At 66.1% G+C, this 20,772-nt stretch carries 22 protein-coding genes; 14 read left to right on the top strand and 8 right to left on the bottom strand.

Annotated elements, in window-relative coordinates:
* Nucleotides 1-254, bottom strand: a 254-nt coding sequence (locus AC3WRR_RS28000) for an acyl-CoA dehydrogenase family protein (RefSeq protein WP_492298689.1), incomplete at its 3' end; no start/stop codon positions are given.
* Nucleotides 255-325: 71 nt separating this feature from the next.
* Nucleotides 326-2,050 carry an AMP-binding protein gene (locus AC3WRR_RS27995; RefSeq protein WP_058698660.1) on the bottom strand — a complete coding sequence of 575 codons (1,725 nt, stop codon included), beginning with the start codon at nt 2,048-2,050 and terminating at the stop codon, nt 326-328.
* A 291-nt stretch (nt 2,051-2,341) separates the two neighbouring features.
* Between AC3WRR_RS27995 and AC3WRR_RS27990 the strand changes: the two genes are divergently transcribed.
* Nucleotides 2,342-3,037: a TetR/AcrR family transcriptional regulator gene (locus AC3WRR_RS27990; RefSeq protein ID WP_492298687.1), complete on the top strand. Its 696-nt coding sequence runs from the start codon at nt 2,342-2,344 to the stop codon at nt 3,035-3,037.
* A gap of 133 nt (nt 3,038-3,170) precedes the next feature.
* Here the strand turns inward: AC3WRR_RS27990 and AC3WRR_RS27985 are convergent, their stop codons facing one another.
* From AC3WRR_RS27985 to AC3WRR_RS27965, 5 genes are all read right to left on the bottom strand, one after another.
* Complete coding sequence (locus tag AC3WRR_RS27985) at nt 3,171-4,025, bottom strand: 3-oxoadipate:acetyl-CoA acetyltransferase (protein ID WP_010811730.1); 855 nt, start codon at nt 4,023-4,025, stop codon at nt 3,171-3,173.
* Between the two features lie 26 nt (nt 4,026-4,051).
* Entirely contained in the window at nt 4,052-4,834 is a 783-nt protein-coding gene (pcaD, locus tag AC3WRR_RS27980) for a 3-oxoadipate enol-lactonase (protein ID WP_058698659.1), read from the bottom strand.
* Nucleotides 4,835-4,847: 13 nt separating this feature from the next.
* Nucleotides 4,848-5,126 (bottom strand): muconolactone Delta-isomerase, encoded by a 279-nt coding sequence (gene catC / locus AC3WRR_RS27975; RefSeq protein ID WP_010811732.1) that lies wholly within the window; start codon nt 5,124-5,126, stop codon nt 4,848-4,850.
* A gap of 45 nt (nt 5,127-5,171) precedes the next feature.
* On the bottom strand, nt 5,172-6,317 hold the full coding sequence (locus AC3WRR_RS27970; protein ID WP_492298686.1) for a muconate/chloromuconate family cycloisomerase: 1,146 nt from the start codon (nt 6,315-6,317) through the stop codon (nt 5,172-5,174).
* A gap of 113 nt (nt 6,318-6,430) precedes the next feature.
* On the bottom strand, nt 6,431-7,348 hold the full coding sequence (locus AC3WRR_RS27965) for a LysR family transcriptional regulator (protein ID WP_010811734.1): 918 nt from the start codon (nt 7,346-7,348) through the stop codon (nt 6,431-6,433).
* Between the two features lie 146 nt (nt 7,349-7,494).
* On the opposite strand from AC3WRR_RS27965, the gene catA reads away from it, so the two are divergent.
* From catA to AC3WRR_RS27935, 6 genes are all read left to right on the top strand, one after another.
* Nucleotides 7,495-8,418, top strand: coding sequence for a catechol 1,2-dioxygenase (gene catA, locus AC3WRR_RS27960; RefSeq protein WP_041687384.1), 924 nt, complete (start codon nt 7,495-7,497; stop codon nt 8,416-8,418).
* A gap of 104 nt (nt 8,419-8,522) precedes the next feature.
* Nucleotides 8,523-9,956: a benzoate 1,2-dioxygenase large subunit gene (gene benA, locus AC3WRR_RS27955; RefSeq protein WP_010811736.1), complete on the top strand. Its 1,434-nt coding sequence runs from the start codon at nt 8,523-8,525 to the stop codon at nt 9,954-9,956.
* The gene (benB, locus tag AC3WRR_RS27950; RefSeq protein ID WP_011615429.1) at nt 9,953-10,468 is read left to right on the top strand and encodes a benzoate 1,2-dioxygenase small subunit; all 516 of its coding nucleotides are present in this window, start codon (nt 9,953-9,955) and stop codon (nt 10,466-10,468) included. Before benA ends, benB begins: the two co-directional genes overlap by 4 nt.
* A gap of 21 nt (nt 10,469-10,489) precedes the next feature.
* Nucleotides 10,490-11,509, top strand: coding sequence for a benzoate 1,2-dioxygenase electron transfer component BenC (gene benC / locus AC3WRR_RS27945; protein WP_058698656.1), 1,020 nt, complete (start codon nt 10,490-10,492; stop codon nt 11,507-11,509).
* Between the two features lie 17 nt (nt 11,510-11,526).
* Nucleotides 11,527-12,312 (top strand): 1,6-dihydroxycyclohexa-2,4-diene-1-carboxylate dehydrogenase, encoded by a 786-nt coding sequence (locus AC3WRR_RS27940; RefSeq protein ID WP_492298684.1) that lies wholly within the window; start codon nt 11,527-11,529, stop codon nt 12,310-12,312.
* Nucleotides 12,313-12,421: 109 nt separating this feature from the next.
* Nucleotides 12,422-13,117 (top strand): alpha/beta hydrolase, encoded by a 696-nt coding sequence (locus AC3WRR_RS27935; protein ID WP_492298682.1) that lies wholly within the window; start codon nt 12,422-12,424, stop codon nt 13,115-13,117.
* Between the two features lie 71 nt (nt 13,118-13,188).
* Here the strand turns inward: AC3WRR_RS27935 and AC3WRR_RS27930 are convergent, their stop codons facing one another.
* Nucleotides 13,189-14,580, bottom strand: coding sequence for an aminotransferase-like domain-containing protein (locus tag AC3WRR_RS27930; protein WP_011615425.1), 1,392 nt, complete (start codon nt 14,578-14,580; stop codon nt 13,189-13,191).
* Nucleotides 14,581-14,994: 414 nt separating this feature from the next.
* Here AC3WRR_RS27930 and AC3WRR_RS27925 point away from each other — a divergent pair, with 414 nt between their 5' ends.
* Genes AC3WRR_RS27925 through AC3WRR_RS27895 form a run of 7 tightly spaced genes read left to right on the top strand, consistent with a single transcriptional unit; the run spans nt 14,995 to nt 20,771 of the window.
* Nucleotides 14,995-15,477, top strand: a complete 483-nt coding sequence (locus tag AC3WRR_RS27925) for an MSMEG_0572/Sll0783 family nitrogen starvation response protein (RefSeq protein ID WP_010811741.1) — start codon at nt 14,995-14,997, stop codon at nt 15,475-15,477.
* Nucleotides 15,478-15,497: 20 nt separating this feature from the next.
* On the top strand, nt 15,498-16,514 hold the full coding sequence (locus AC3WRR_RS27920; RefSeq protein ID WP_010811742.1) for a Nit6803 family nitrilase: 1,017 nt from the start codon (nt 15,498-15,500) through the stop codon (nt 16,512-16,514).
* The gene (locus AC3WRR_RS27915; RefSeq protein WP_492298681.1) at nt 16,507-17,610 is read left to right on the top strand and encodes an MSMEG_0568 family radical SAM protein; all 1,104 of its coding nucleotides are present in this window, start codon (nt 16,507-16,509) and stop codon (nt 17,608-17,610) included. The genes AC3WRR_RS27920 and AC3WRR_RS27915 overlap by 8 nt, the downstream gene beginning before the upstream one ends.
* The gene (locus tag AC3WRR_RS27910; RefSeq protein WP_492298679.1) at nt 17,607-18,161 is read left to right on the top strand and encodes an MSMEG_0567/Sll0786 family nitrogen starvation N-acetyltransferase; all 555 of its coding nucleotides are present in this window, start codon (nt 17,607-17,609) and stop codon (nt 18,159-18,161) included. Before AC3WRR_RS27915 ends, AC3WRR_RS27910 begins: the two co-directional genes overlap by 4 nt.
* Nucleotides 18,158-19,153, top strand: coding sequence for a sll0787 family AIR synthase-like protein (locus AC3WRR_RS27905; protein ID WP_011615422.1), 996 nt, complete (start codon nt 18,158-18,160; stop codon nt 19,151-19,153). Before AC3WRR_RS27910 ends, AC3WRR_RS27905 begins: the two co-directional genes overlap by 4 nt.
* Before the next feature lie 8 nt (nt 19,154-19,161).
* Nucleotides 19,162-19,449: an MSMEG_0570 family nitrogen starvation response protein gene (locus tag AC3WRR_RS27900; RefSeq protein WP_010811746.1), complete on the top strand. Its 288-nt coding sequence runs from the start codon at nt 19,162-19,164 to the stop codon at nt 19,447-19,449.
* 35 nt (nt 19,450-19,484) lie between these two features.
* Complete coding sequence (locus AC3WRR_RS27895; protein WP_010811747.1) at nt 19,485-20,771, top strand: MSMEG_0569 family flavin-dependent oxidoreductase; 1,287 nt, start codon at nt 19,485-19,487, stop codon at nt 20,769-20,771.
* Nucleotide 20,772 lies beyond the last annotated feature (1 nt).

Here is a 20,772-nt window from a genome sequence, read left to right as displayed (position 1 = left end):
GCGCGGCTGATTTCTTCCATCGCGATCATGTGCGCCAGGTAGCCCATGTTGGCGCCGCCGTATTCCTCGGCCACGGTGATGCCCAGCACGCCCAGGTCGCCCATCTTCTTCCAGGCGTCCATCGGGAACTGGTCGGTGCGGTCGATCTCGGCGGCGCGCGGGGCCAGCTCGGCCTGAGCCCAGGCGCGCACGGAATCGCGCAGCATTTCGATGTCTTCGCCGAGGTCGAACTTGAGGCCGGGGAGGGTGTTCATAGCGGTGTTGTCTCTGGTGTTGTCTGTGGGAGCGGGGGGATTGGCTGGCGCCGTGCACCGGCGCCAGCGCGTCAGGCCGTCCTGGATTCGCTGAGTTTCAGGTCCTGCGTCATGCGCTCGCGCATCACGAATTTCTGTACCTTGCCGGTGATGGTCATGGGCATCTCGTCGACAAAGCGGATGTAGCGCGGGATCTTGTAGTGCGCGATCTGGTCGCGGCAGAAATCGCGGATCTCGTCCTCCGTGGCGCTCGCGCCGGGCTTGAGCACGATCCACGCGCAGACCTCCTCGCCGTACTTCTGGTCGGGAACGCCGAACACCTGGACCGCCTGGACCTTCGGATGGCGGAACAGGAACTCCTCGATCTCGCGCGGGTAGATGTTCTCGCCGCCACGAATCAGCATGTCCTTCACGCGGCCGACGATGTTGCAGTAGCCTTCCGCGTCGATGGTGGCGAGGTCGCCGGTGTGCATCCAGCCGTCGCGAATGGCTTCGGCGGTACGCGCCTCGTCATCCCAGTAGCCCGGCATCACCGAATAGCCGCGGGTACACAGCTCGCCGGTTTCTCCTACGGGAACCGTGGCACCTGTCGCATCCACGATCCTGACTTCGAGGTGCGGCTGGATGCGGCCCACCGTGGTCGTGCGCTTGTCCAGGGGATCGGTGGTGCTGCTCTGGAAGGAGACCGGGCTAGTTTCCGTCATGCCGTAGGCAATCGTCACCTCGGACATATGCATCTGCGACACCACGCGCTTCATGGTTTCGATCGGGCAGGGTGACCCCGCCATGATGCCGGTGCGCAGGGAAGAGAAGTCGTAGCTCGCGAAGTTCGGGTGATCGAGCTGGGCAATGAACATGGTCGGCACGCCATGCAATGCCGTGCAGCGTTCTTCGCTGACTGCCTGCATGGTGGCTTCCGGCTCGAAGGCCTGGCCGGGGAACACCATTGCCGCGCCGGAGGACACGCAGGCCAGCACCGCCAGGACCATGCCGAAGCAGTGATAGAAGGGCACCGGGATGCAGAGCTTGTCCTGCTCGGAGAAACGCATCGCCATGGCAATGAAGCGTGCGTTGTTGACGATATTGCGATGGGTCAGCGTGGCGCCCTTGGGCGCACCGGTAGTGCCGCTGGTGAACTGCACGTTGATCGGGTCATGGCGGTCCAGCTGTGCCGTGATGGCATCCAGCGTCGACCGAGCCACGCCTGTGCCGCGCGCAATCACGTCGGCATAGCGGAGCATCCCGGGTGTATGGTCGTCGCCCATGCGGATGACGCAGCGCAGTGCCGGCAGCCGCGCCGCCTGCAGTTCGCCCGGCGCGCAGGTGGCCAGTTCGGGGGCGAGTACCTGGAGCATCTCCAGGTACCGTGAGGTCTTGAAGGCTTCCGCCGCGACGATCGCCTTGACGCCCACCTTGTTCAGCGCGTACTCCAGCTCGGACAGGCGGTAGGCGGGATTGATGTTCACCAGCACCAGCCCCAGCCGCGCCGTGGCGAACTGGGTGACCAGCCACTCGACCCGGTTGGGGGACCAGATGCCGACTCGGTCGCCTCTGGCCAGCCCCAGCGTGTGCAGGCCTGCCGCCAGTGCGTCCACGGCATCGGAGAATTCGCGCCAGTTCCAGCGCACCCCTTGCTCGCGAAAGGCAACGGCTTTCCGCTCGGGATAGCGAGCCACCGTTTGCGCCAGCAACTCCGGCACGGTCTGTTCCGACAGCGGAATGGTGGTGTCCCCTCTCACATGCGAAAGCCCGCCAATCGGCAGGATGGTGGGAGAGGACTCGGCCTGCATCGTCATACTTGTCTCCAAAGCCCGGTTGTGGTTCGTCACGTTGGATATTTGTGAGTGTTACTCAATAAACAGCGCATCGATGGATTCTGGGGTGGCGTCTCCGGGTTTTCCCGAATATTTGCGGCGCGGTTGCTTTATTTTTGGCTATTCCTTCGAGGCTCGCCTGACACCCGTTGGTGCGATGATCGAAAAATACATGGTGCCAATCGAAATGGCAACCTAAAATTGAGTAAAGCTCAAGTCAGGGCTGAGCCGGCCCTATAATCTCGCCTTCGGGCAAGCAAGGACTCAATCAAGATGGAAGACGTCACATCGCCCCGCCGTGTGCCGGCGGGCGCCAAGGCGGAACAACGCATCCGGGACATCCTGCGCGTCAGCCGCGAGGTATTCGCCGAGCTCGGCTATGAGCGGACCACGACCACCGAGATCGCCCAGCGCCTGGGCATCTCCGAGGGCACGGTGTTCACCTACTTCCATGGCAAGCGCGAGCTATGCGCACGCGTGATCGAGGACTGGTATGACGAGATCATCAGCACCGTGGAACAAGGCATGCCGCACGGGCAAAGCACAAAGGTGCAGCTGGAGTTCTATGTCAGGACACACCTGAGGTTGTTCCTGATCCAGGGGACGGGCTTGTGTGCGCTGGTGTTGTCGGAGGGGCGTGCAAAAGGGCCGGGGCTGGGAGAGGTGTTCGTACCGCTGCAGCGCCGCTATACGGCACCGTTGATGGACTTGCTGGCGCGGGCGCGGGACAACGGCGAGATCCGGGATGACCTGCCGTTGAGCCTGCTGCGCTCGGCAATCCTCGGCCCGATGGAGCACATCCTGTGGGACGCGATCGCCCGGCAGCGGCAAGTGGATATCGAGGAGACGGCCAGGGATATGGTGGCGTTGTTGTGGCCCGCCTTGCTGCCTGTAGACGTCGAGGTGGAGAAATTGCGCGCATTCTATGGAGAAGTCGGCGCGGCATTGAGAAGGGCGGGCAACGGTTGACGTGCGGCGCGCCTTGAAGCGCCGGTCCACTAATCCACTGATCTAGTTCTTGCGAGGGACCCTTGCCGGATTCATGCGCCGCCATACGCGATCGCCTGCTGGCGGCCCTGCACGTCTTCGAATAGGCCTTAATCTACCAGGGCGAACGCCCGTCGATTTCCATTGATGGCAGCCCCAGCAGCGCGCGCGCCTGGGCCACTGTCGCCACGGGGCGCCCATATTCCTCGCACAAGGCCGCTACCTGGCTGACCAGCGCGGCGTTGGAGGGCGCCAGTGTCTGCTTGTCAAGCCGCACATTGTCTTCCAGGCCGGTGCGGCAATGGCCGCCCAGTTCGAGCGACCAGCGCGCCATCGTCAGCTGGTCCCGGCCGATGCCGGCGCCGGTCCAGGTCGCATCGGGTGCCAGGCGCCGCAAGGTGTGCACGTAGAAGGCAAGCACCTCGCGATCGACCGGCATCGCATTCTTGATCCCCATCACGAACTGGATATGCAGTGCGCCGTCGATCTTGCCGGCCTGTTGCATGGCCACCGCCTGGAAGATCATCGACAGGTCGAAGGCCTCAATCTCGGGCTTGATGGCGTAGGCCTTCATTTCCGCGGCGAGCCAGTCCACCAGGTCTGGCGGATTGTCATAGACGCGAGTGGGGAAATTGACCGAGCCGGTGGCAAGCGACGCCATGTCCGGGCGCAGCGACAGCATTCCCCCTCGCTCCCTTCCCGCGCCTGAGCGGCCGCCGGTGGAGACCTGCGTGATGATGCCCGGCGCATGCTTGCGGATGCCCTCCAGCACGCGGGCAAAGCGGTCGGGCTCGGAGGAGGGCGTCTCGTCGTCATTGCGCACGTGCAGGTGGACGAGCGTGGCGCCCGCCTCGAAGGCGGCCTGGGTGGATTCGACCTGCTCGCTGACAGTGATCGGCACGGCAGGGTTGTCACGCTTGCGCGGCAGCGAGCCGGTGATGGCGACGGAGATGATGCAGGGCTGGGTCATGTCGGCTCCGGTAAGGATGTATGGCATCACGCCTGTGACAGGAAGTGGATCACCGCGTGCGAAAACGCCTCGGGCAACTCCCAGTTGGACAAATGCGCGGCGTTGAGCGCGAGGTATTCGGCGCCGGCAATGCCTTGCGCCAGCTCGCGGCCCTGTTCCGGCGTGGTGGCGGCATCCTGCACGCCCGCGATCACCAGCACGCGCGAGCGGATGCCTGGCAGCAGGCCGCGCAGGTCGGCGTCGCGCACGGCGGCGCAGTTGGCGATATAGCCATCGGCATCCGTGGATGCGAGCATGGTGAGCACGGGCGCGATGTGCGCCGGATCGCCGGCCAGCGCGGCCGGCGTGAACCAGCGGGCCAGCACGCCCCCGGCGATTGCCGCCATGCCCTCGTTGCTGACGCGCTCGATGCGCGTGTTCCAGCCGGACGCCGGGCCGATCAGCGCCGCGGTATTGGCCAGCACGAAGCGGCCGAAGCGTTCGGGATGGTGGCGTGCCAGCCAGATGCCGGTCATGCCGCCCATCGACAGGCCGCAGAAGTGGGCGTGCTCGACACCGGCATGGTCCATCACCGCCAGCACGTCGGCCCCGAGCTCGGCCATGCCGAACGGCGCTGCCGGCACGCCGGAGGCGCCATGGCCGCGCGTGTCGTAGCGCAGCACGCGGAAGCGCTCCAGCAGCGCCGGCATCTGCGGGTCCCACATCGACAGGGTGGTGCCCAGCGAGTTGGACAGGGCCAGCACCGGCGCGCCGGCCGGACCGTTAAGTTCATAGTGAAGGCGAAGCCCGTCGCGGGTGGCAAAGCGCATGACGTGGGCTCCCTCAGCGGATCGATGAAGGATGCGGCGCCAGCGGCGTGACGGCGATCTTCATGTACGGGAACAGCGGCAGCCCCGACAGCAGCGTGTGCAGCGCCTCGTTGGACTCGACGTCGAACACGCTGTAGTTGGCATACTCGCCCACCACGCGATAGAGCTGCTGCCACTTGCCCTGGCGCTGCAGGTCCTGCGCATAGGCTTTCTCGCGCGCCTTGATGTCCTCCGCCTGCGCGGCGGGCATGTCGTGCGGCAGGCTTACGTCCATTCGTACCAGATACAGCATTGGTGTCTCCTCGCTTCGATTCTGATGGGGTCTGATGGCAGGGAATCAGGCGCGGTCGCGCCGGTAGTGGGCGAGCTTGTCCTCGTCCAGCGCCATGCCCAGGCCGGGGCCCTGCGGCAGGTGCAACGCGAAGTCGCGGTAGACGGGGCGCTCGGCGACGATGTCGTCCGTCAGCAGCAGCGGGCCGAACAGTTCGGTGCCCCACGCCAGTTGCGGCAGGGTCGCAAAGCCGTGGGCGGCGGCAATGGTGCCGATGCTGCCTTCGAGCATGGTGCCGCCATACAGCGCGATGCCGGCCGCATCGCCCACCGCGGCCGTGCGCAGCATGCCGAAGATGCCGCCCGACTTGGCGATCTTCAGGGCGAACACGTCGGCGCCGCCGATGCGGGCCAGTTCCATCGCGTCCTCGGGCCCGCACACCGCTTCGTCGGCCATGATGGGCACCACGAAACGCGCCGCCAGGCGCGCCAGCGCGGCGCGTTGCTCGCGTGGCGTGGGCTGCTCGATCAGGTCGATGCCGGCGGTCTCCAGCATGGCAATGCCGGTGGCGGCATCCGCTTCGTTCCAGGCCTGGTTGACGTCCACCGTGACACGCGCGCGCTCGCCCAGCGCGCGCTTGATCGCGGAAACGTGTGCGACGTCCTCGCGCACGCTGCGCCGGCCGATCTTGAGCTTGAAGGTATCGTGGCGGCGCTCGGCGAGCAGGCGCTCGGCCTCGTCGATGTCCCGCGCGGTGTCGCCGCTGGCGAGCGTCCACAGCACCGGCAGGGTGTCGCGCACGGCGCCGCCCAGCAGTGTCGCCAGCGGCACGCCGAGACGCTTGCCCTGCGCGTCCAGCAGTGCGGTCTCGAGCGCCGACTTGGCGAAGCGGTTACCGCGTGCGACCTTGCCGAGGCGCGCCATGGCGCCATGCACATTGGCCGCATCCTGGCCCAGCAGCGCCGGTGCAAGGTAGCTGTCGATGGTCAGCTTGATGCCCTCGGGGCTCTCGTCGCCGTAGGAAAGTCCACCGATGGTGGTCGCCTCGCCGAGGCCTTCAATGCCGTCGGCACAGCGCAGGCGGACGATCACCAGCGTCTGCCGCTGCATGGTCGCCATGGCGAGCTGGTGCGGCCGGATGGTCGGAAGATCGACCAGAATGGCCTCGATGGACTCGATGGCCGTGATGCTTTGCTGCGTCGCCACTTTCATACCTTCCTGATGCAGTTGAACGTTGCACCGGAGTATGGAGGGCTATTTTTGGGGTGTCCAAGACCGTTGGCGTCTGATTTCATACCTACAGAGTATGAACCGCCCGTTGCGCCTTATTCCTTCGGCGGCGGCAGGTAGGCCATGCCCTCATCCTCGTAGAGCTGGTAGATCATGTCCCGCAGCGAGCGCAGGTCGGCCGACTCGTCCAGCATGCGCGTGCTCATGATAATGGGCGACACCAGCTTGGGATCGTCCAGTTCCTTGTAGGTCACGTCGCCCCGCTTGAGCCCGTAGACGCTGCTCGGGACCACCGAGATGCCTTCGCCCATCGCCACCAGCCCGAGCGCGATTTGCAGCTCGCGCACCTCGTGCAGGCGGCGCGGCTTCAGGGCGCGGTCGTGGAAGGCGGCCAGCACCTGGTCGGCAAAGCTCGGGCGCGGCGCCTTGGGGAAGATGATGAGCGGCTCGCCGACCAGGTCGTGCAGCGCGAGCTCGGGCTTGGCGTCAGCCAGCGGATGGCCGACCGGCAGCGCCACGATCATGCGCTCCTCACGCAGCACCACGCGCCGCACCGACGGGTCTTCGTGGCGAATGCGCCCGAAGCCCACATCGATGCGCCCCTCCTTGAGCGCCTTGATCTGGTCCATGGTCGACATCTCGTGCAGGCTCAGTTCGAGATCGGCGTGCATCTGCCGGAAGCGCCGGATGATCCGCGGCAGCATCCCATACAACGTGGAGCCGACAAAGCCGACCGACATCTTGTGCTCGATCTTGCCGACCCGCTTGGTCATCGCCTGCAGTTCCGCGGTCTGGGCCAGCAGTTGCAGCGCGTGGGTATAGAAGAAGCGCCCGGTGTCGGTCAGTTTCAGCGGGCGCGAGTGGCGCTCGAACAGTTGCACACCCAGGTCGTCCTCCAGTTGCTGGATCTGGCGCGACAGCGGCGGCTGTGCGATATGCAGCCGCTCGGCCGCCCGGGTGAAGTTGCGTTCCTCTGCCACCGCCACGAAGTAACGCAGGTGCCGCAATTCCAAGTCTATACCTCCTGAGTATCGATGGGATACTAAATCAGTGTTGGACTGCCAAAACTGCCGTTGACTATGCTCCATCCGTGCCCGGAAGACAAGCTCGATACCTGCAAAGCATGAACCGGGACCCAACCACAACTATGGAGACCCCCATGACTCACTCGGAAATCGACGCCCTGGTCCACAGCTTTATCGTCGCCACCGGCACGCAAGGCACCCCCGACCCGCGCGTGCAGCAGGTGGTAGTCCGCCTGACCGCGGACCTGTTCAAGGCGATCGAGGACCTCGACCTGAGCGCCAGCGATGTCTGGAAGGGCATCGAGTACTTCGCCGAGGCGGGCGCCACCCAGGAGTTGGGCCTGCTCGCCGCCGGCCTGGGGCTGGAACGCTTTCTCGACGTCCGCGCCGACGAGGCCGAAGCCCGCGCCGGCCTGACCGGCGGCACGCCGCGCACCATCGAAGGCCCGCTCTACGTGGCCGGCGCCCCGGAAAGCACCGGCTTTGCCCGGCTCGATGATGGTAGTGACGACGGCAAGGGCGAGGTCCTGTTCATGCAAGGCACGGTGTACGGCGCCGACGGCAAGCCGCTGCCCGGCGCCAGGGTCGAGGTGTGGCATGCCAACCTGATGGGCAACTACTCGTTCTTCGACAAGACCCAGTCGCACTTCAACCTGCGCCGCACCATCGTCACCGATGCAAACGGCCGCTACCAGTTCCGCAGCAACGTGCCCAACGGCTACGGCTGCCCGCCGCAAGGCACCACCCAGCGCCTGCTGGACCAGCTTGCGCGCCACGGCCGGCGCCCGGCCCACATCCACTTCTTCGTGTCGGCGGACGGCCACCGCAAGCTGACCACGCAGATCAACATCGACGGCGACGAATACCTGTGGGACGACTTCGCCTTCGCCAGCCGCGAGGGGCTGGTGCCGGCGGTGACCCGCGTCACCGAAGCCGCCGCGCTCGACAAACACGGCGTGGACAAGCCGCTCGCCTCGATCGACTTCGATTTCCGGCTGCTGCCGGAGCAGGCCGGCGCCCCCGCCGCCGAGGTGGAGCGCCAGCGCGCCGCCGCCTGATTTTCCGCAATGCCGCCCGCCGCGCGGGCCGGCAGATCCAGTCCGGGCGGCAGCGCCATGCGCAGCGCCGCCCCGGCGACAAGACATCGGCAGGAGACAACTCCATGATCCCCATCTATCCGGAGGGCAAGGCCCCCGTTCGCCCCGGCGCAAAGCGCCTCGACCTGGATACCTTCCTGGTGGAAGACAAGGCAAGCGGCGACTACCGGCTGCACCGCGCGGCCTTCACTGACGAAGAGCTGTTCGAACTCGAGATGAAGCACATCTTCGAGGGCAACTGGATCTACCTGGCGCACGAAAGCCAGATCCCGAACAACAACGACTACTACACCACCCATATCGGCCGCCAGCCGGTGGTGATCGCGCGCAATCGCCAGGGCGAACTGAACGCCTTCATCAACGCGTGCAGCCACCGCGGCGCCATGCTGTGCCGCCACAAGCGCGGCAACAAAGCCACCTACACCTGCCCGTTCCACGGCTGGACCTTCAACAACAGCGGCAAGCTGCTGAAGGTGAAGGATCCCGAGAACGCCGGCTACCCTGACTGCTTCAACAAGGAAGGCTCGCACGACCTGAAGAAGGTGGCGCGCTTCGAGAACTACCGCGGCTTCCTGTTCGGCAGCCTGAACGCTGACGTGCCGCCGCTGAAGGATTTCCTGGGCGAAGCGGCGCGCGTCATCGACATGATCGTCGACCAGTCGGCCGACGGGCTCGAGGTGCTGCGCGGCTCGTCCACCTACACGTTCGAGGGCAACTGGAAGCTGCAGGCCGAGAACGGCGCCGATGGCTACCACGTGTCGGCGGTGCACTGGAACTACGCCGCAACCACCAGCCAGCGCAAGCAGAAGAACGCGCAGGAAGACAAGATCCGCGCCATGGACGCCGGCAAGTGGGGCCAGCAGGGCGGCGGCTTCTACGCCTTCGAGCATGGCCACATGCTGCTGTGGACGCGCTGGGCCAACCCGGAGGACCGCCCCAACTTCAGCCGCCGCGAGGAATTCGCCGAGCGTTGCGGCGCCGAGACCGCGGACTGGATGATCCAGAACTCTCGCAACCTGTGCCTCTATCCCAACGTCTACCTGATGGACCAGTTCGGCTCGCAGATCCGCCTGCTGCGTCCGCTGGCCGTCGACAAGACCGAGGTCACCATCTACTGCATCGCGCCGAAGGGAGAATCCGACGAGGCGCGCGCGCGCCGCATCCGCCAGTACGAGGACTTCTTCAACGTCAGCGGCATGGCCACCCCCGACGACCTCGAGGAGTTCCGCGCTTGCCAGCAGGGCTACGCCGGGCAGGCACTGGCCTGGAACGACATGTGCCGCGGCGCGAAGCACTGGATCGACGGTGCCGACGAGGCCGCGCAGCGCATCGGACTCAAGCCCGTGATGAGCGGGGTGCGCACCGAGGACGAGGGCCTCTACACGGTGCAGCACCGCTACTGGCTGGACGTGATGAAGAAGGCCGTGGCAGAGCAATCCGCCGAAGCCGCGAATGAAGCCACCGACACCACCGACGCCGCCGCAGGGAGCGCAGCATGAGCACCGCCGACATCACCCTCGACCAACCGGTCGACATGGCCGCCATCCAGTCCTTCCTGTACCGCGAGGCACGGCTGCTGGATGACGAAGAGTGGGACGCATGGCTTGCGTGCTACCACCCCGACGCAAAGTTCTGGATGCCCTGCTGGGATGACGACGGCAAGCTGATCACCGACCCGCAGCGCGAGATCTCGCTGATCTATTACCCGACCCGCCAGGGCCTGGAGGATCGCGTGTTCCGCATCAAGACCGAGCGCTCCAGCGCCACTATTCCGGACACGCGCACCAGCCACAACCTGAGCAACGTGGAAGTGCTCGGGGTGGCGGGCGACACCTGCACCGTGCGTTTCAACTGGCACACGCTGAGCCATCGCTACCAGACCACCTACAGCTACTTCGGCATGTCGCGCTACACGCTCGACCTCTCCGGCGCGCAGCCGCGCATCCTGGACAAGTATGTCGTGCTCAAGAACGACTACATCAACCAGGTCATCGACATCTATCACATCTGATCCAGGCTGGAGGAACGCGCCATGGAACACACCATCGCCCTGCAATTCGAAGACGGCGTCACCAGGTTCATCACCTGCGGCGAGCACGAGACCCTGTCCGATGCCGCCTACCGGCAGCAGATCAATATCCCGCTGGACTGCCGCGACGGCGCCTGCGGTACCTGCCGCGGGCTGTGCGAGTCGGGCAGCTATGACCTGCCCGAATCCAGCTATATCGAAGATGCGCTGACCGCGGAGGAAGCTGGCCAGGGCTACGTGCTGGCCTGCCAGACGCGCCCGCGTTCGGACTGCGTGATTCGCGTGCCCGCCTCGTCGGCCGCGTGCAAGACCGGCGTCACCACCTACCAGGGGACGCTGGCCGAGCTGGAACAGCTCTCCGATTCGACCATCGGCTTTTCCATCGACCTGGACGAGGCCGCCGGCCTGGACTTCCTGCCCGGCCAGTATGTCAATGTCGAGATCCCGGGCACCGGGCAGACGCGCTCCTATTCCTTCAGCTCCGCGCCCGGCAGCGCGCGCACCGGCTTCGTGGTGCGCAACGTGCCGGAAGGGCGGATGAGCACCTGGCTGACCAGCCAGGCCAAGTCCGGCGAGCGCGTGGCGTTCTCGGGTCCGTACGGCAGCTTCTACCTGCGCGCGGTGACACGGCCGGTGCTGTTCCTGGCCGGCGGCACCGGCATCGCCCCGTTCCTGTCGATGCTCGATGTGCTGGCCGCCAGCGGCTGTGCGCAGCCGGTGCGCATGGTCTACGGGGTCACCAACGACATCGACCTGGTGGCGCTGTCACGCATCGATGCGGCCCAGGGTGCCTTGCCCGGCTTCGAATACCGTACCTGCGTCGCCGACGCTGCCAGTAGCCACCCACGCAAGGGCTATGTCACAGCCCATGTGGAGCCGGAATGGCTCAACGGCGGCGATGTCGACATCTACCTGTGTGGCCCCGTGGCGATGGTGGAGGCCGTGCGCGGCTGGCTGCAGCAGAGCGGCATCACGCCCGCCGGCTTCTACTATGAGAAGTTCTCGGCCAGCAACGCGGCATGAGCAAGGAGCACGACAACATGAGAACTGCTACACGCTTTGCCGGCAAAGCCATGATCGTGACCGGAGCCGCACAAGGCATCGGCCGCGGCGTCGCACAGGCCGCCGCCGCCGAGGGCGCCTCGGTGGTGCTGGTCGACCGATCGGCGCTGGTCGATGAAGTCGCGGCGCAGATCGTTGCTGCGGGCGGGCAGGCCATCGCAGTGCACGCCGACCTGGAGCGCTATGCCGGCGCCACGCAGATGGCGCAGGCGGCCGAAGCAGCCTTCGGCCGCATCGACATCCTCGTCAACAACGTGGGCGGCACGATCTGGGCCAAGCCCTTCCAGGCCTATGAGGAGGACCAGATCGAAGCCGAGATCCGGCGCTCGCTGTTCCCCACGCTGTGGTGCTGCCGCGCGGTGCTGCCCGGCATGGTCGCGCGCCGGCAGGGCGTCATCGTCAACGTGTCGTCGATTGCCACGCGCAGCATCCACCGCGTGCCCTACGCGGCGGCCAAGGGCGGCGTCAACGCACTGACGGCCAGCCTCGCCTTCGAGCATGCGCACGAAGGCGTGCGCGTCAACGCCGTGGCCACCGGCGGCACCGAGGCGCCGCCGCGCAGGATTCCGCGCAACATGGCAGTGCAGAGCGAGCAGGAGGCCATCTGGTACCAGGCCATTGTCGACCAGACCAGGGCCTCGAGCCTGATGCACCGCTATGGCACGATCGACGAGCAGGTCCATGCCATCCTGTTTCTCGCCTCGGACGAGGCTTCGTACATTACCGGCACGGTCTTGCCAGTTGGCGGCGGGGATCAGGGCTGATGAGCCAGCGTCTGGGTGGAATCGATTGGAGCGCAGTCCGACTGCCGAGGGACTGCAGCGTGTTGCATTGTTCGGCTTACAGCCTTCATTGGCAGATAGGAGTCAGATCATGAGCAAGCCCTCGATCATTCTGGTGCACGGTTTCTGGGGAGGTGCCGCGCATTGGGCAAAAGTCATCGTCGAACTGGCGCGAAAGGGGTATACGAACGTCCGCGCCGTTGAAATGCCGCTGACATCGCTTGCTGACGATGTCGAGCGTACCCGCAAGATGATTGCCCAGCAGAAGGGGCCGGTCCTGCTGGTGGGGCATTCGTACGGTGGTGCGGTGATTACCCAGGCGGGTGACCAGCCCAATGTGGTGGGGCTTGTGTATATCGCGGCGTTTGCGCCAGATGCGGGGGAGAGCCCCGGTGGCATTACGCATCAGCATCTTCCGGTTGCGGCGCCCAATCTCGAACCCGACAGCGACGGCTACTTGTGGCTCAAGTCCGATAAGTTCCATGAGAGCTTCTGCCAGGATCTTTCGCCCGACGACGCGCTGGTGATGGCGGTGACGCAGAAGGCGCCGCTTGCAAGCACCTTCGGCGACGTCATCACGACGCCGGCCTGGAAAAAGAAGCCGTCCTGGTACCAGATTTCCAGCGAAGACAGAATGATCGCCCCCGAAAACCAACGGAAGATGTCGGCCCGGCTCAATCCCCGGAAGGTCGTGACTCTGGCGGCAAGCCATGCTTCGCTGGCTTCGAAGCCAGCCGAGGTTGCAGCGTTGATCGACGAAGCCGCGACGGAGTCGGCCAGGGGATAGCGCCCTGAACGCCCCGCCGGACCAGTGCGCCGAACAGCGGAAAGCTGCGCGGTCAAGGGGAGCCCCCCCGGCTACAGCATCGCTGAATGCAAGTGATGCGGATTATCGAGCGTTTCCGCGATGATCCGCAGCGACTCCTCGATCTCATCGCGCTCGCCCGGGCCGCCCAGGCAGACACGGATCGCATCGGGCGGGTTGCCGTCGGTCGAGAAGGCGGCGGCCGATACCGCGCCGATGCCGCGCGAGCGCAAGTGCAGCGCCAGTTCCGACGGGCTCCACGCTGAAGCCGCCGGGATCGGCAGCCACAGGTGAAAGCCCTCCGGGTCCGCGTCATAGGCCAGGCCCTCGAGCACATGGCGCGCAATCAACTGCCGCGCCGCGCTTTCGGCGCGGATGGCCTTGAGCATGTCGTCCACAGTTCCGTCCTTGATCCAGGATGTAGCGAGCAATGTGTTGATGGGGCTCGCCATCACCGTCGTTGCCCGCAGGGTGCCAGCCAGGCGCTGCGCCTGCCGGGCGGTGGGGGCGTGCAGGAACGCTATGCGCAGCCCGGCGCCCAGGCATTTGGACAGGCCGGTGACGTAATAGGTGAGTTCCGGGGCGAGCGCGGCAAACGTCTGTGGTGCCCGCAGCGGCAGCATGCCGTAGGCATCGTCCTCGATGATCGGCACGCTGTAGCGCAGCGCGACTTCGGCGAGCTGCTCGCGGCGTGCCTGCGGCATGGTGCGCGTGCTCGGGTTCTGGATGGTCGGATTGCAATAGAGCGCCGCCGGCTTCTGTGTCTTGCACATGGCTTCGAAGGCGTGGGCGAACGGGCCATCCTCGTCGCCGGGCAGCGCCTGTAGCTGGATATTGAGCTGCGCGGCGATGGCCTTGATGCCGGGGTAGGCCAGCGCGTCGGCACAGATGGTCTGCGCCGGCCGTGCGAGCTGCGACAGCAGTGCAACCAGCGCGCTGTGGATGCCGGGCGTGACCAGCACGGTGTCCGCGCTGCATGCCGGCACCCAGCGGCGCAGCCATTTCGCAGCAACCGAGCGATCGGCCGGGGTTCCGCCGAAGTCCTGGTAGCGCAGCAGCGTGTAGGGATCGGCAGCCTCCAGCAGTTGCGCCATGGCGGAACGAAGCCGCGCTGTCATCGCGGGCGGCTCCGGCGGCATGTTCATGGACATCTCCGCACCCGTGCCGCCGCGCAGCGGCATCGCGGGCGCACGTCCGCGCACGTAGGTGCCACTTCCTGTCTTGGTGTCGATCAATCCCCGCTTCCTCGCTTCACTGTAGCCGCGCGCCACGGTGGTGTAGTTCAGTTGCAGCGCTTCGGCCAGGTCGCGCAGCGGCGGCAGCCGGTCGCGCGCGCGCAACTGGCCGTCGGCCAGTGCCTCCTCGATCAGGTCCGGAATCAGTAAATAGGCCGGCTTGGCACTGCCGGCGATACGTTTTACCCAATGGCTGGTCAGGTTGGACACCGTGGTCTCCCGCTGCGCGATGCGATGGCATTCAGTGCCCTGAGGGTAGCACCCGAATGATCGCTTACCAAGCCGCACAAGCGATTGCATCGGAAGTTCTCAATGATGGTGCGATATCAGCGCGGATGCACCACGCGTGCGCACCAGGCGGCTGGTTCCCGTTCAAAAATGTGCATTGTGGCGAAGCCGTCATGGCGTGCGCTGTGCGCCTTTGGTGGCATCCATGGCCAAAGCCGTTGCGATCATTGGGCCGATCATTTGGTCAGCTTCGGCTTGATTGGAGATTGATCGCATGACTGTGGGCATTGCGTGGCACATCGGTTGCGGATGTTGGCGTGTTCGGCCTGGCGCCGAATGGTCGATCGGCAAGGGATCGGTCGGCCGCACTGCCCCATCAACGCAACGGAGAGAAGCATGCCTGCTGTCAGCAAACCGGCCCACAAGAAGGGCGATTTCCTGGTCGACTATGAAGAGAAGGTATTCGAGGACGTAAAGGCCGAAGCCGGCGAGAAGGCGCTGGTGACCTTCCACACCGTCGCCTTCGAAGGCTCGATCGGCTTCGTCAACATGCTGCAGGCCACGCGCCTGCTGCGCAAGGGCTTCGAGACCTCGATCCTGCTGTACGGCCCCGGCGTGAACCTTGGCGTTCAGCGCGGCTTCCCGACGCTTGGCGACGAGGCATTCCCCGGGCATATGAACTTCAACAAGCAGCTCACCAAGTTCATGGACGAGGGCGGCAAGGTCTACGCCTGCCGCTTCGCCCTGCAGGCCCTGTACGGCCACGGCGAGGCCTCGCTGATCGAGGGCATCCGCCCGATCAATCCGCTCGATGTGCTCGACCTCAAGCTGCTGCACCGCAAGGAGAACGCGCTGATCATCGATACCTGGACGGTCTGAGCAAAAGGGCAGGTGCCACCATGTCACAGAAACGCATTGTGCGCGCGGCAGCGGTCCAGATCGCGCCCGACCTCGAGAGCGGCGCAGGCACGCTGGCCAAGGTCTGCGAGGCGATCGACGAGGCCGCCGGGAAAGGCGTGCAGCTGATCGTCTTCCCGGAGACCTTCGTGCCGTACTACCCGTACTTCTCCTTCGTACGGCCGCCGGTGCACTCCGGCAGCGACCACATGCGGCTGTACGAGCAGGCCGTGGTGGTGCCCGGCCCGGTCACCGATGCCGTCGCCGGGCGCGCACGCCGGCACGGCATGGTCGTGGTGCTCGGCGTGAACGAGCGCGACCACGGCAGCCTGTACAACACGCAGCTTATCTTCGACACCGAGGGCAACCTCGCGGTCAAGCGCCGCAAGATCACGCCCACCTTCCACGAACGGATGATCTGGGGGCAGGGCGATGCGGCCGGCCTGAAGGTCGCGGACACCGCGATCGGCCGCGTCGGCGCGCTGGCGTGCTGGGAGCACTACAACCCGCTGGCCCGCTATGCGCTGATGACCCAGCACGAGGAAATCCACTGCAGCCAGTTCCCGGGCTCGCTGGTCGGGCCGATCTTTGCCGAGCAGATCGAAGTCACGATCCGGCATCACGCGCTGGAATCCGGCTGCTTCGTGGTCAACGCCACCGGCTGGCTGACCGAAGCGCAGATCGCCTCCGTGACCACCGATCCGGCGCTGCAGAAGGCGCTGCGCGGCGGCTGCAACACTGCAATCATCTCGCCGGAGGGCCAGCACCTGGCGCCGCCGTTGCGCGAGGGCGAGGGCATGGTCATTGCCGACCTCGACATGTCGCTCATCACCAAGCGCAAGCGAATGATGGATTCGGTGGGCCACTACGCGCGCCCGGAACTGCTAAGCCTTGCCATCAATGAGCGGCCGGCGGCGACGGCAGTGCCGATGGCAGGCGCCTTCTCCAACTTCCATGGGAGTATCCGCGATGACATCCAGCGCGAGCGTGCCGGCTTCGAGCCGGCAATTGATGACTGAACTGCAGTCCGTCGGGCTGCGCCTGGAAGACCCGAATGCCGGCGCGGCCAGCCGGCGCGGCGGGGCGGGTCCGTCCGATCACAAGGCGGTCACCATCGACGGCGTGACCATCATGGTGCCGGTGCATACCAGTACCGCGTGGCACTCGCCGTTCGTGGCGCAGGCGCCCGACGGAACGGGGCGCAGCGCGCTGATGCGCGGCACCATCCCGATTGCCAGCATCAGCTTTCCGAAGGCGCCGCGTTTCCATGCGCTGCAGACCCTGGAGGGCATCCCGTACTCGCATATCGCCACGCTGCATGGCGCCGATGTGCTGGCCACCACGGTGCTGCAGACTTGCATCCGCTACGAGAGCCGCAAAAAGACCTGCAAGTTCTGCTCGATCGGCCAGTCGCTGGCGGCGGGCCGCACGATCGCGCGCAAGACGCCGGAGCAACTGGCCGAAGTGGCGCGCGCCGCAGTGCTGCTCGACGGCGTCAGGCATATGGTGCTGACCACCGGCACGCCGCCGACGCCGGACCGGGGCGCGGCTATTCTTTGCGAGAGCGCCTTCGCCATCAAGGCCGCGGTCGACCTGCCGATCCAGGCGCAGTGCGAGCCGCCCGACGACGACCGCTGGTTTGAGCGCATGAAGGCAGCCGGCATCGACACGCTCGGCATGCACCTCGAGGTCGTCACGCCGGCGCTGCGCGAACGCATCATGCCGGGCAAGGCGGCGGTGCCGCCGAGCCGCTACATGGAAGCCTTCAAGGCCGCCGTTACCGTGTTCGGCAGGGGGCAGGTCAGCACGTACATCCTCGCGGGACTCGGCGACACCGCGGAAGCCATCCTGTCGATCTCGCGCGAGCTGATCGAACTCGGGGTGTATCCGTTCGTGGTGCCTTTCGTGCCGATCTCCGGCACGCCGCTGGAGGACCACCCGGCACCCTCGCCGGCCTTCATGCAGTCGATCCTGCAACCGCTCGGCGCCATGCTGAGCGCCGCCGGCATGCGCTCGTCGGATATCAAGGCGGGTTGCGGCAAGTGCGGCGCGTGCTCGTCACTGGCCACCTACGAGCGCGAGGCGGCACTGGCGACCGACGGAGCGACATCATGAAAAGCGATCTCTGCGTCGAGGTGCCGGGCAGCCCGATGTTCCGCATCCGCTGGGCGGAGCACGCCTGGGAGGCGGAGCAGGCCTATCGCCTGCGCCAGGCCGTGTTCTGTGAGGAGCAGGGCATCTTCGCGGGCGACGACCGGGACGCGGTGGACGACGTGGCGCAACTGCTGGTGGCGGTGCGCTTCGAGCCGGAATTGCCCCGCCATCCCGGCACCGTGGTCGGCACGGTTCGCATCCATGAAAGTGAGCCGGGCGTGTGGTTCGGCTCGCGGCTTGCGGTGGATGCGGCATACCGAAGCCAGGGCAAGATCGGTGCGACGCTGATCCGCCTGGCGGTGAGCAGCGCCCACGCGATCGGCTGCCGGCGCTTCCTTGCGCACGTGCAGAGCCAGAACGTGCCCTTGTTCAGGCGCTTGCATTGGCACGTCCTGGCAGAGGAGACGCTGCTCGGGCGGCCTCACCACCTGATGCAGGCAGACCTGAACCATTACCCGCCTTGTCATACGCCGCACGCGGGCCTGATTGCGGAAGGCAGGGCCGTGCGATGAGCCTCGACGACCTCGTACACACCTTGCGCAGCAGCCGGGGCTTTGCGCATAAGACCGATATCCCGGCCATGCTGTCGCCACTCGGCGCCGCGGCCACCGGACGCAACGCGGCCATGGCTGTCGATGTCGGCGACGACTGCGCGGCATGGCGGGATGGCGACGGCTACCTGCTGTTCGCCATTGAAGGACTGGTCAGTGATTTCATCCGCACGATGCCGTGGTTCGCCGGCTACAGCGCGGTCATGGTCAACATCAGCGATATCTATGCGATGGGCGGCAGGCCGACGGCCGTGGTCGATGCGCTATGGAGCCATGGCGCCGCCGACGCCGCTGAAGTGCTCAAGGGCATGGCAGCGGCGTCTGCCGCTTATGGCGTGCCGATCGTCGGCGGTCACAGCAACGCGCGCAGCGAGGAAAGCCAGCTTGCCGTGGCGATCGTTGGCCGGGCGCGCAAGCTGCTGTCGAGTTTCGCGGCGCGTCCCGGGCAGCGCCTGTTGATGGCGGTGGACCTGCGCGGCGCGTTCGCGGAGCCGTACCCGTTCTGGAACGCATCGACGGGCGCGCCGGGCGAACGACTGCGCGCGGATCTCGAACTCTTGCCGGTGCTGGCCGAAGACGGCCTTTGCACCGCGGCCAAGGACATCAGCATGGCGGGTGCGCTCGGCACCGCGCTGATGCTGCTCGAATGCTCCGGGGTGGGCGCCAGCATCGCGCTGGAGCGCATTCCGCGGCCCGATGGCGTGCCGCTGGAGCGATGGCTGACGGCATTCCCCAGCTATGGCTTCCTGCTGGCCGTCAATGACGACGATGCGCAGGCGGTCGAACGCCGCTTCCTCGATCGCGGCATTGCCTGCGCCCAGATCGGCGCCATCGACGATTCCCGTGTCGCCACGCTCACGCACGCCGGCGAACGGGCCACGTTGTGGGACTTCCGCGAGGCGGGGTTCATCCTGCCGACGCGCCTGGCCACGCCGATTGATTCCCCAACCTGAGACCTGCCATGCCAGTTACCTATTTCCGCATCCGCTGGCCTGACCAGACCGAGATGGCCTGCTATTCCCCATCCTCGATCGTCACGGAGCACTTTGCCGAAGGGGCGGCGTATCCGCTGGACGAGTTCGTCGAGCGCGCGCGTACCGCGCTGGGCGCCGCTTCCGAGCGGGTGCGTGCCAGGTATGGCTACGCCTGCTCGTCCGCGATGGACCAGCTCCGCATCCTGGAAATCGCCGCGCAGCGGTTCCGGGGCCAGGACGGCGCCACCGTCCGGTTTCTCGGCTTTGGCAGCTAGCCGTTCTTCAAATTCCTCGCCTTAAAGGATCCAACATGTCCAACGTCATCTACACCAATCCGGACCAGGCCGCAGAACCCAGGCACTACGGCGTCATCATTGTCGGCGGCGGCCAGGCCGGACTATCGATGAGCTACTTCCTGAAGCAGGCCGGCATCGATCATCTCATCATCGAGAAGCACACCGTCACGCATACCTGGCGCACGCAACGCTGGGATGCGTTCTGCCTGGTGACGCCGAACTGGCAATGCGCGCTGCCGGGCTATCCCTACCAGGGTGATGATCCGCACGGCTTCATGAAGAAGGATGAGATCACGGCCTATCTCGATGGCTTTATCCGGACGGTCGGCGCACCGGTGCTCGAGCACACCGAGGTACGGCAAGTGAAGGCGCGCGCTCAGGGGGGATTTGCCGTGGTGACGAGCCAGGGTGCATTCACCGCAGACCAGGTGGTGGTGGCCTCGGGCGGTTATCACACGCCGATCGTGCCGCGCATGGCCGAGCGCCTGCCGGCGTCGGTCCGGCAACTGCAATCGTCCGAATACAGGAATCCCGAGTCGCTGCCCGAGGGTGCGGTGCTCGTGGTTGGCTCGGGCCAGTCGGGCGCGCAGATTGCGGAAGACCTGCACCTGGCCGGCCGCAAGGTGTACCTGGCCGTCGGCGAGGCGCCGCGCTGCGCGCGCTTCTATCGCGGGCGGGACGTCGTGGACTGGCTCGCGGACATGAAATACTACGACCTGCCGGTCACCGAGCATCCGCTGCGCGAGGGCGTTCGCGACAACACCAATCACTATGTCACCGGCCGCGACGGCGGGCGCGATATCGACCTGCGCAGGTTTGCCACTGAGGGCATGGAGCTCTACGGCTTGCTCGACGACTACCTCGAAGGCCAACTGCGTTTTGCGCCGGACCTGCGTCGCAACCTGGACGATGCCGATGCGACTTACAACCGCATCAACGCGAGCATCGACAAGTTCATCGCGGAGCGAGGTATCGAGGCGTCGCCGCCGAGCGTCTATGAGCCCGTGTGGACGCCGCCGGCCGAGCGCACCGAACTCGATCCCCAGGCAGCCGGCATTGGTTCGATCATCTGGTGCATCGGCTTCCGACCGGATTTCAGCTGGCTCGAAGTGCCGGTGTTCAACGGCCGCGGCTATCCGGGCCACGAACGTGGCGTGACCGCACACGCCGGCCTGTACTTCCTTGGCCTGCCCTGGCTGCACACGTGGGGATCGGGGCGATTCTCCGGCATCGCGCGCGACGCCGAGTACCTGGCCGCCCTGGTCGCCGCAGGCCGGGCCGACACCGCGCTGGCCGCCTGAC

The organism is Cupriavidus sp. FW305-3-2-15-C-LB2 (assembly GCF_058787575.1).
Note: the sequence above shows the minus strand (reverse complement) of the source record. Positions and strands in the feature narration are given on the sequence as shown.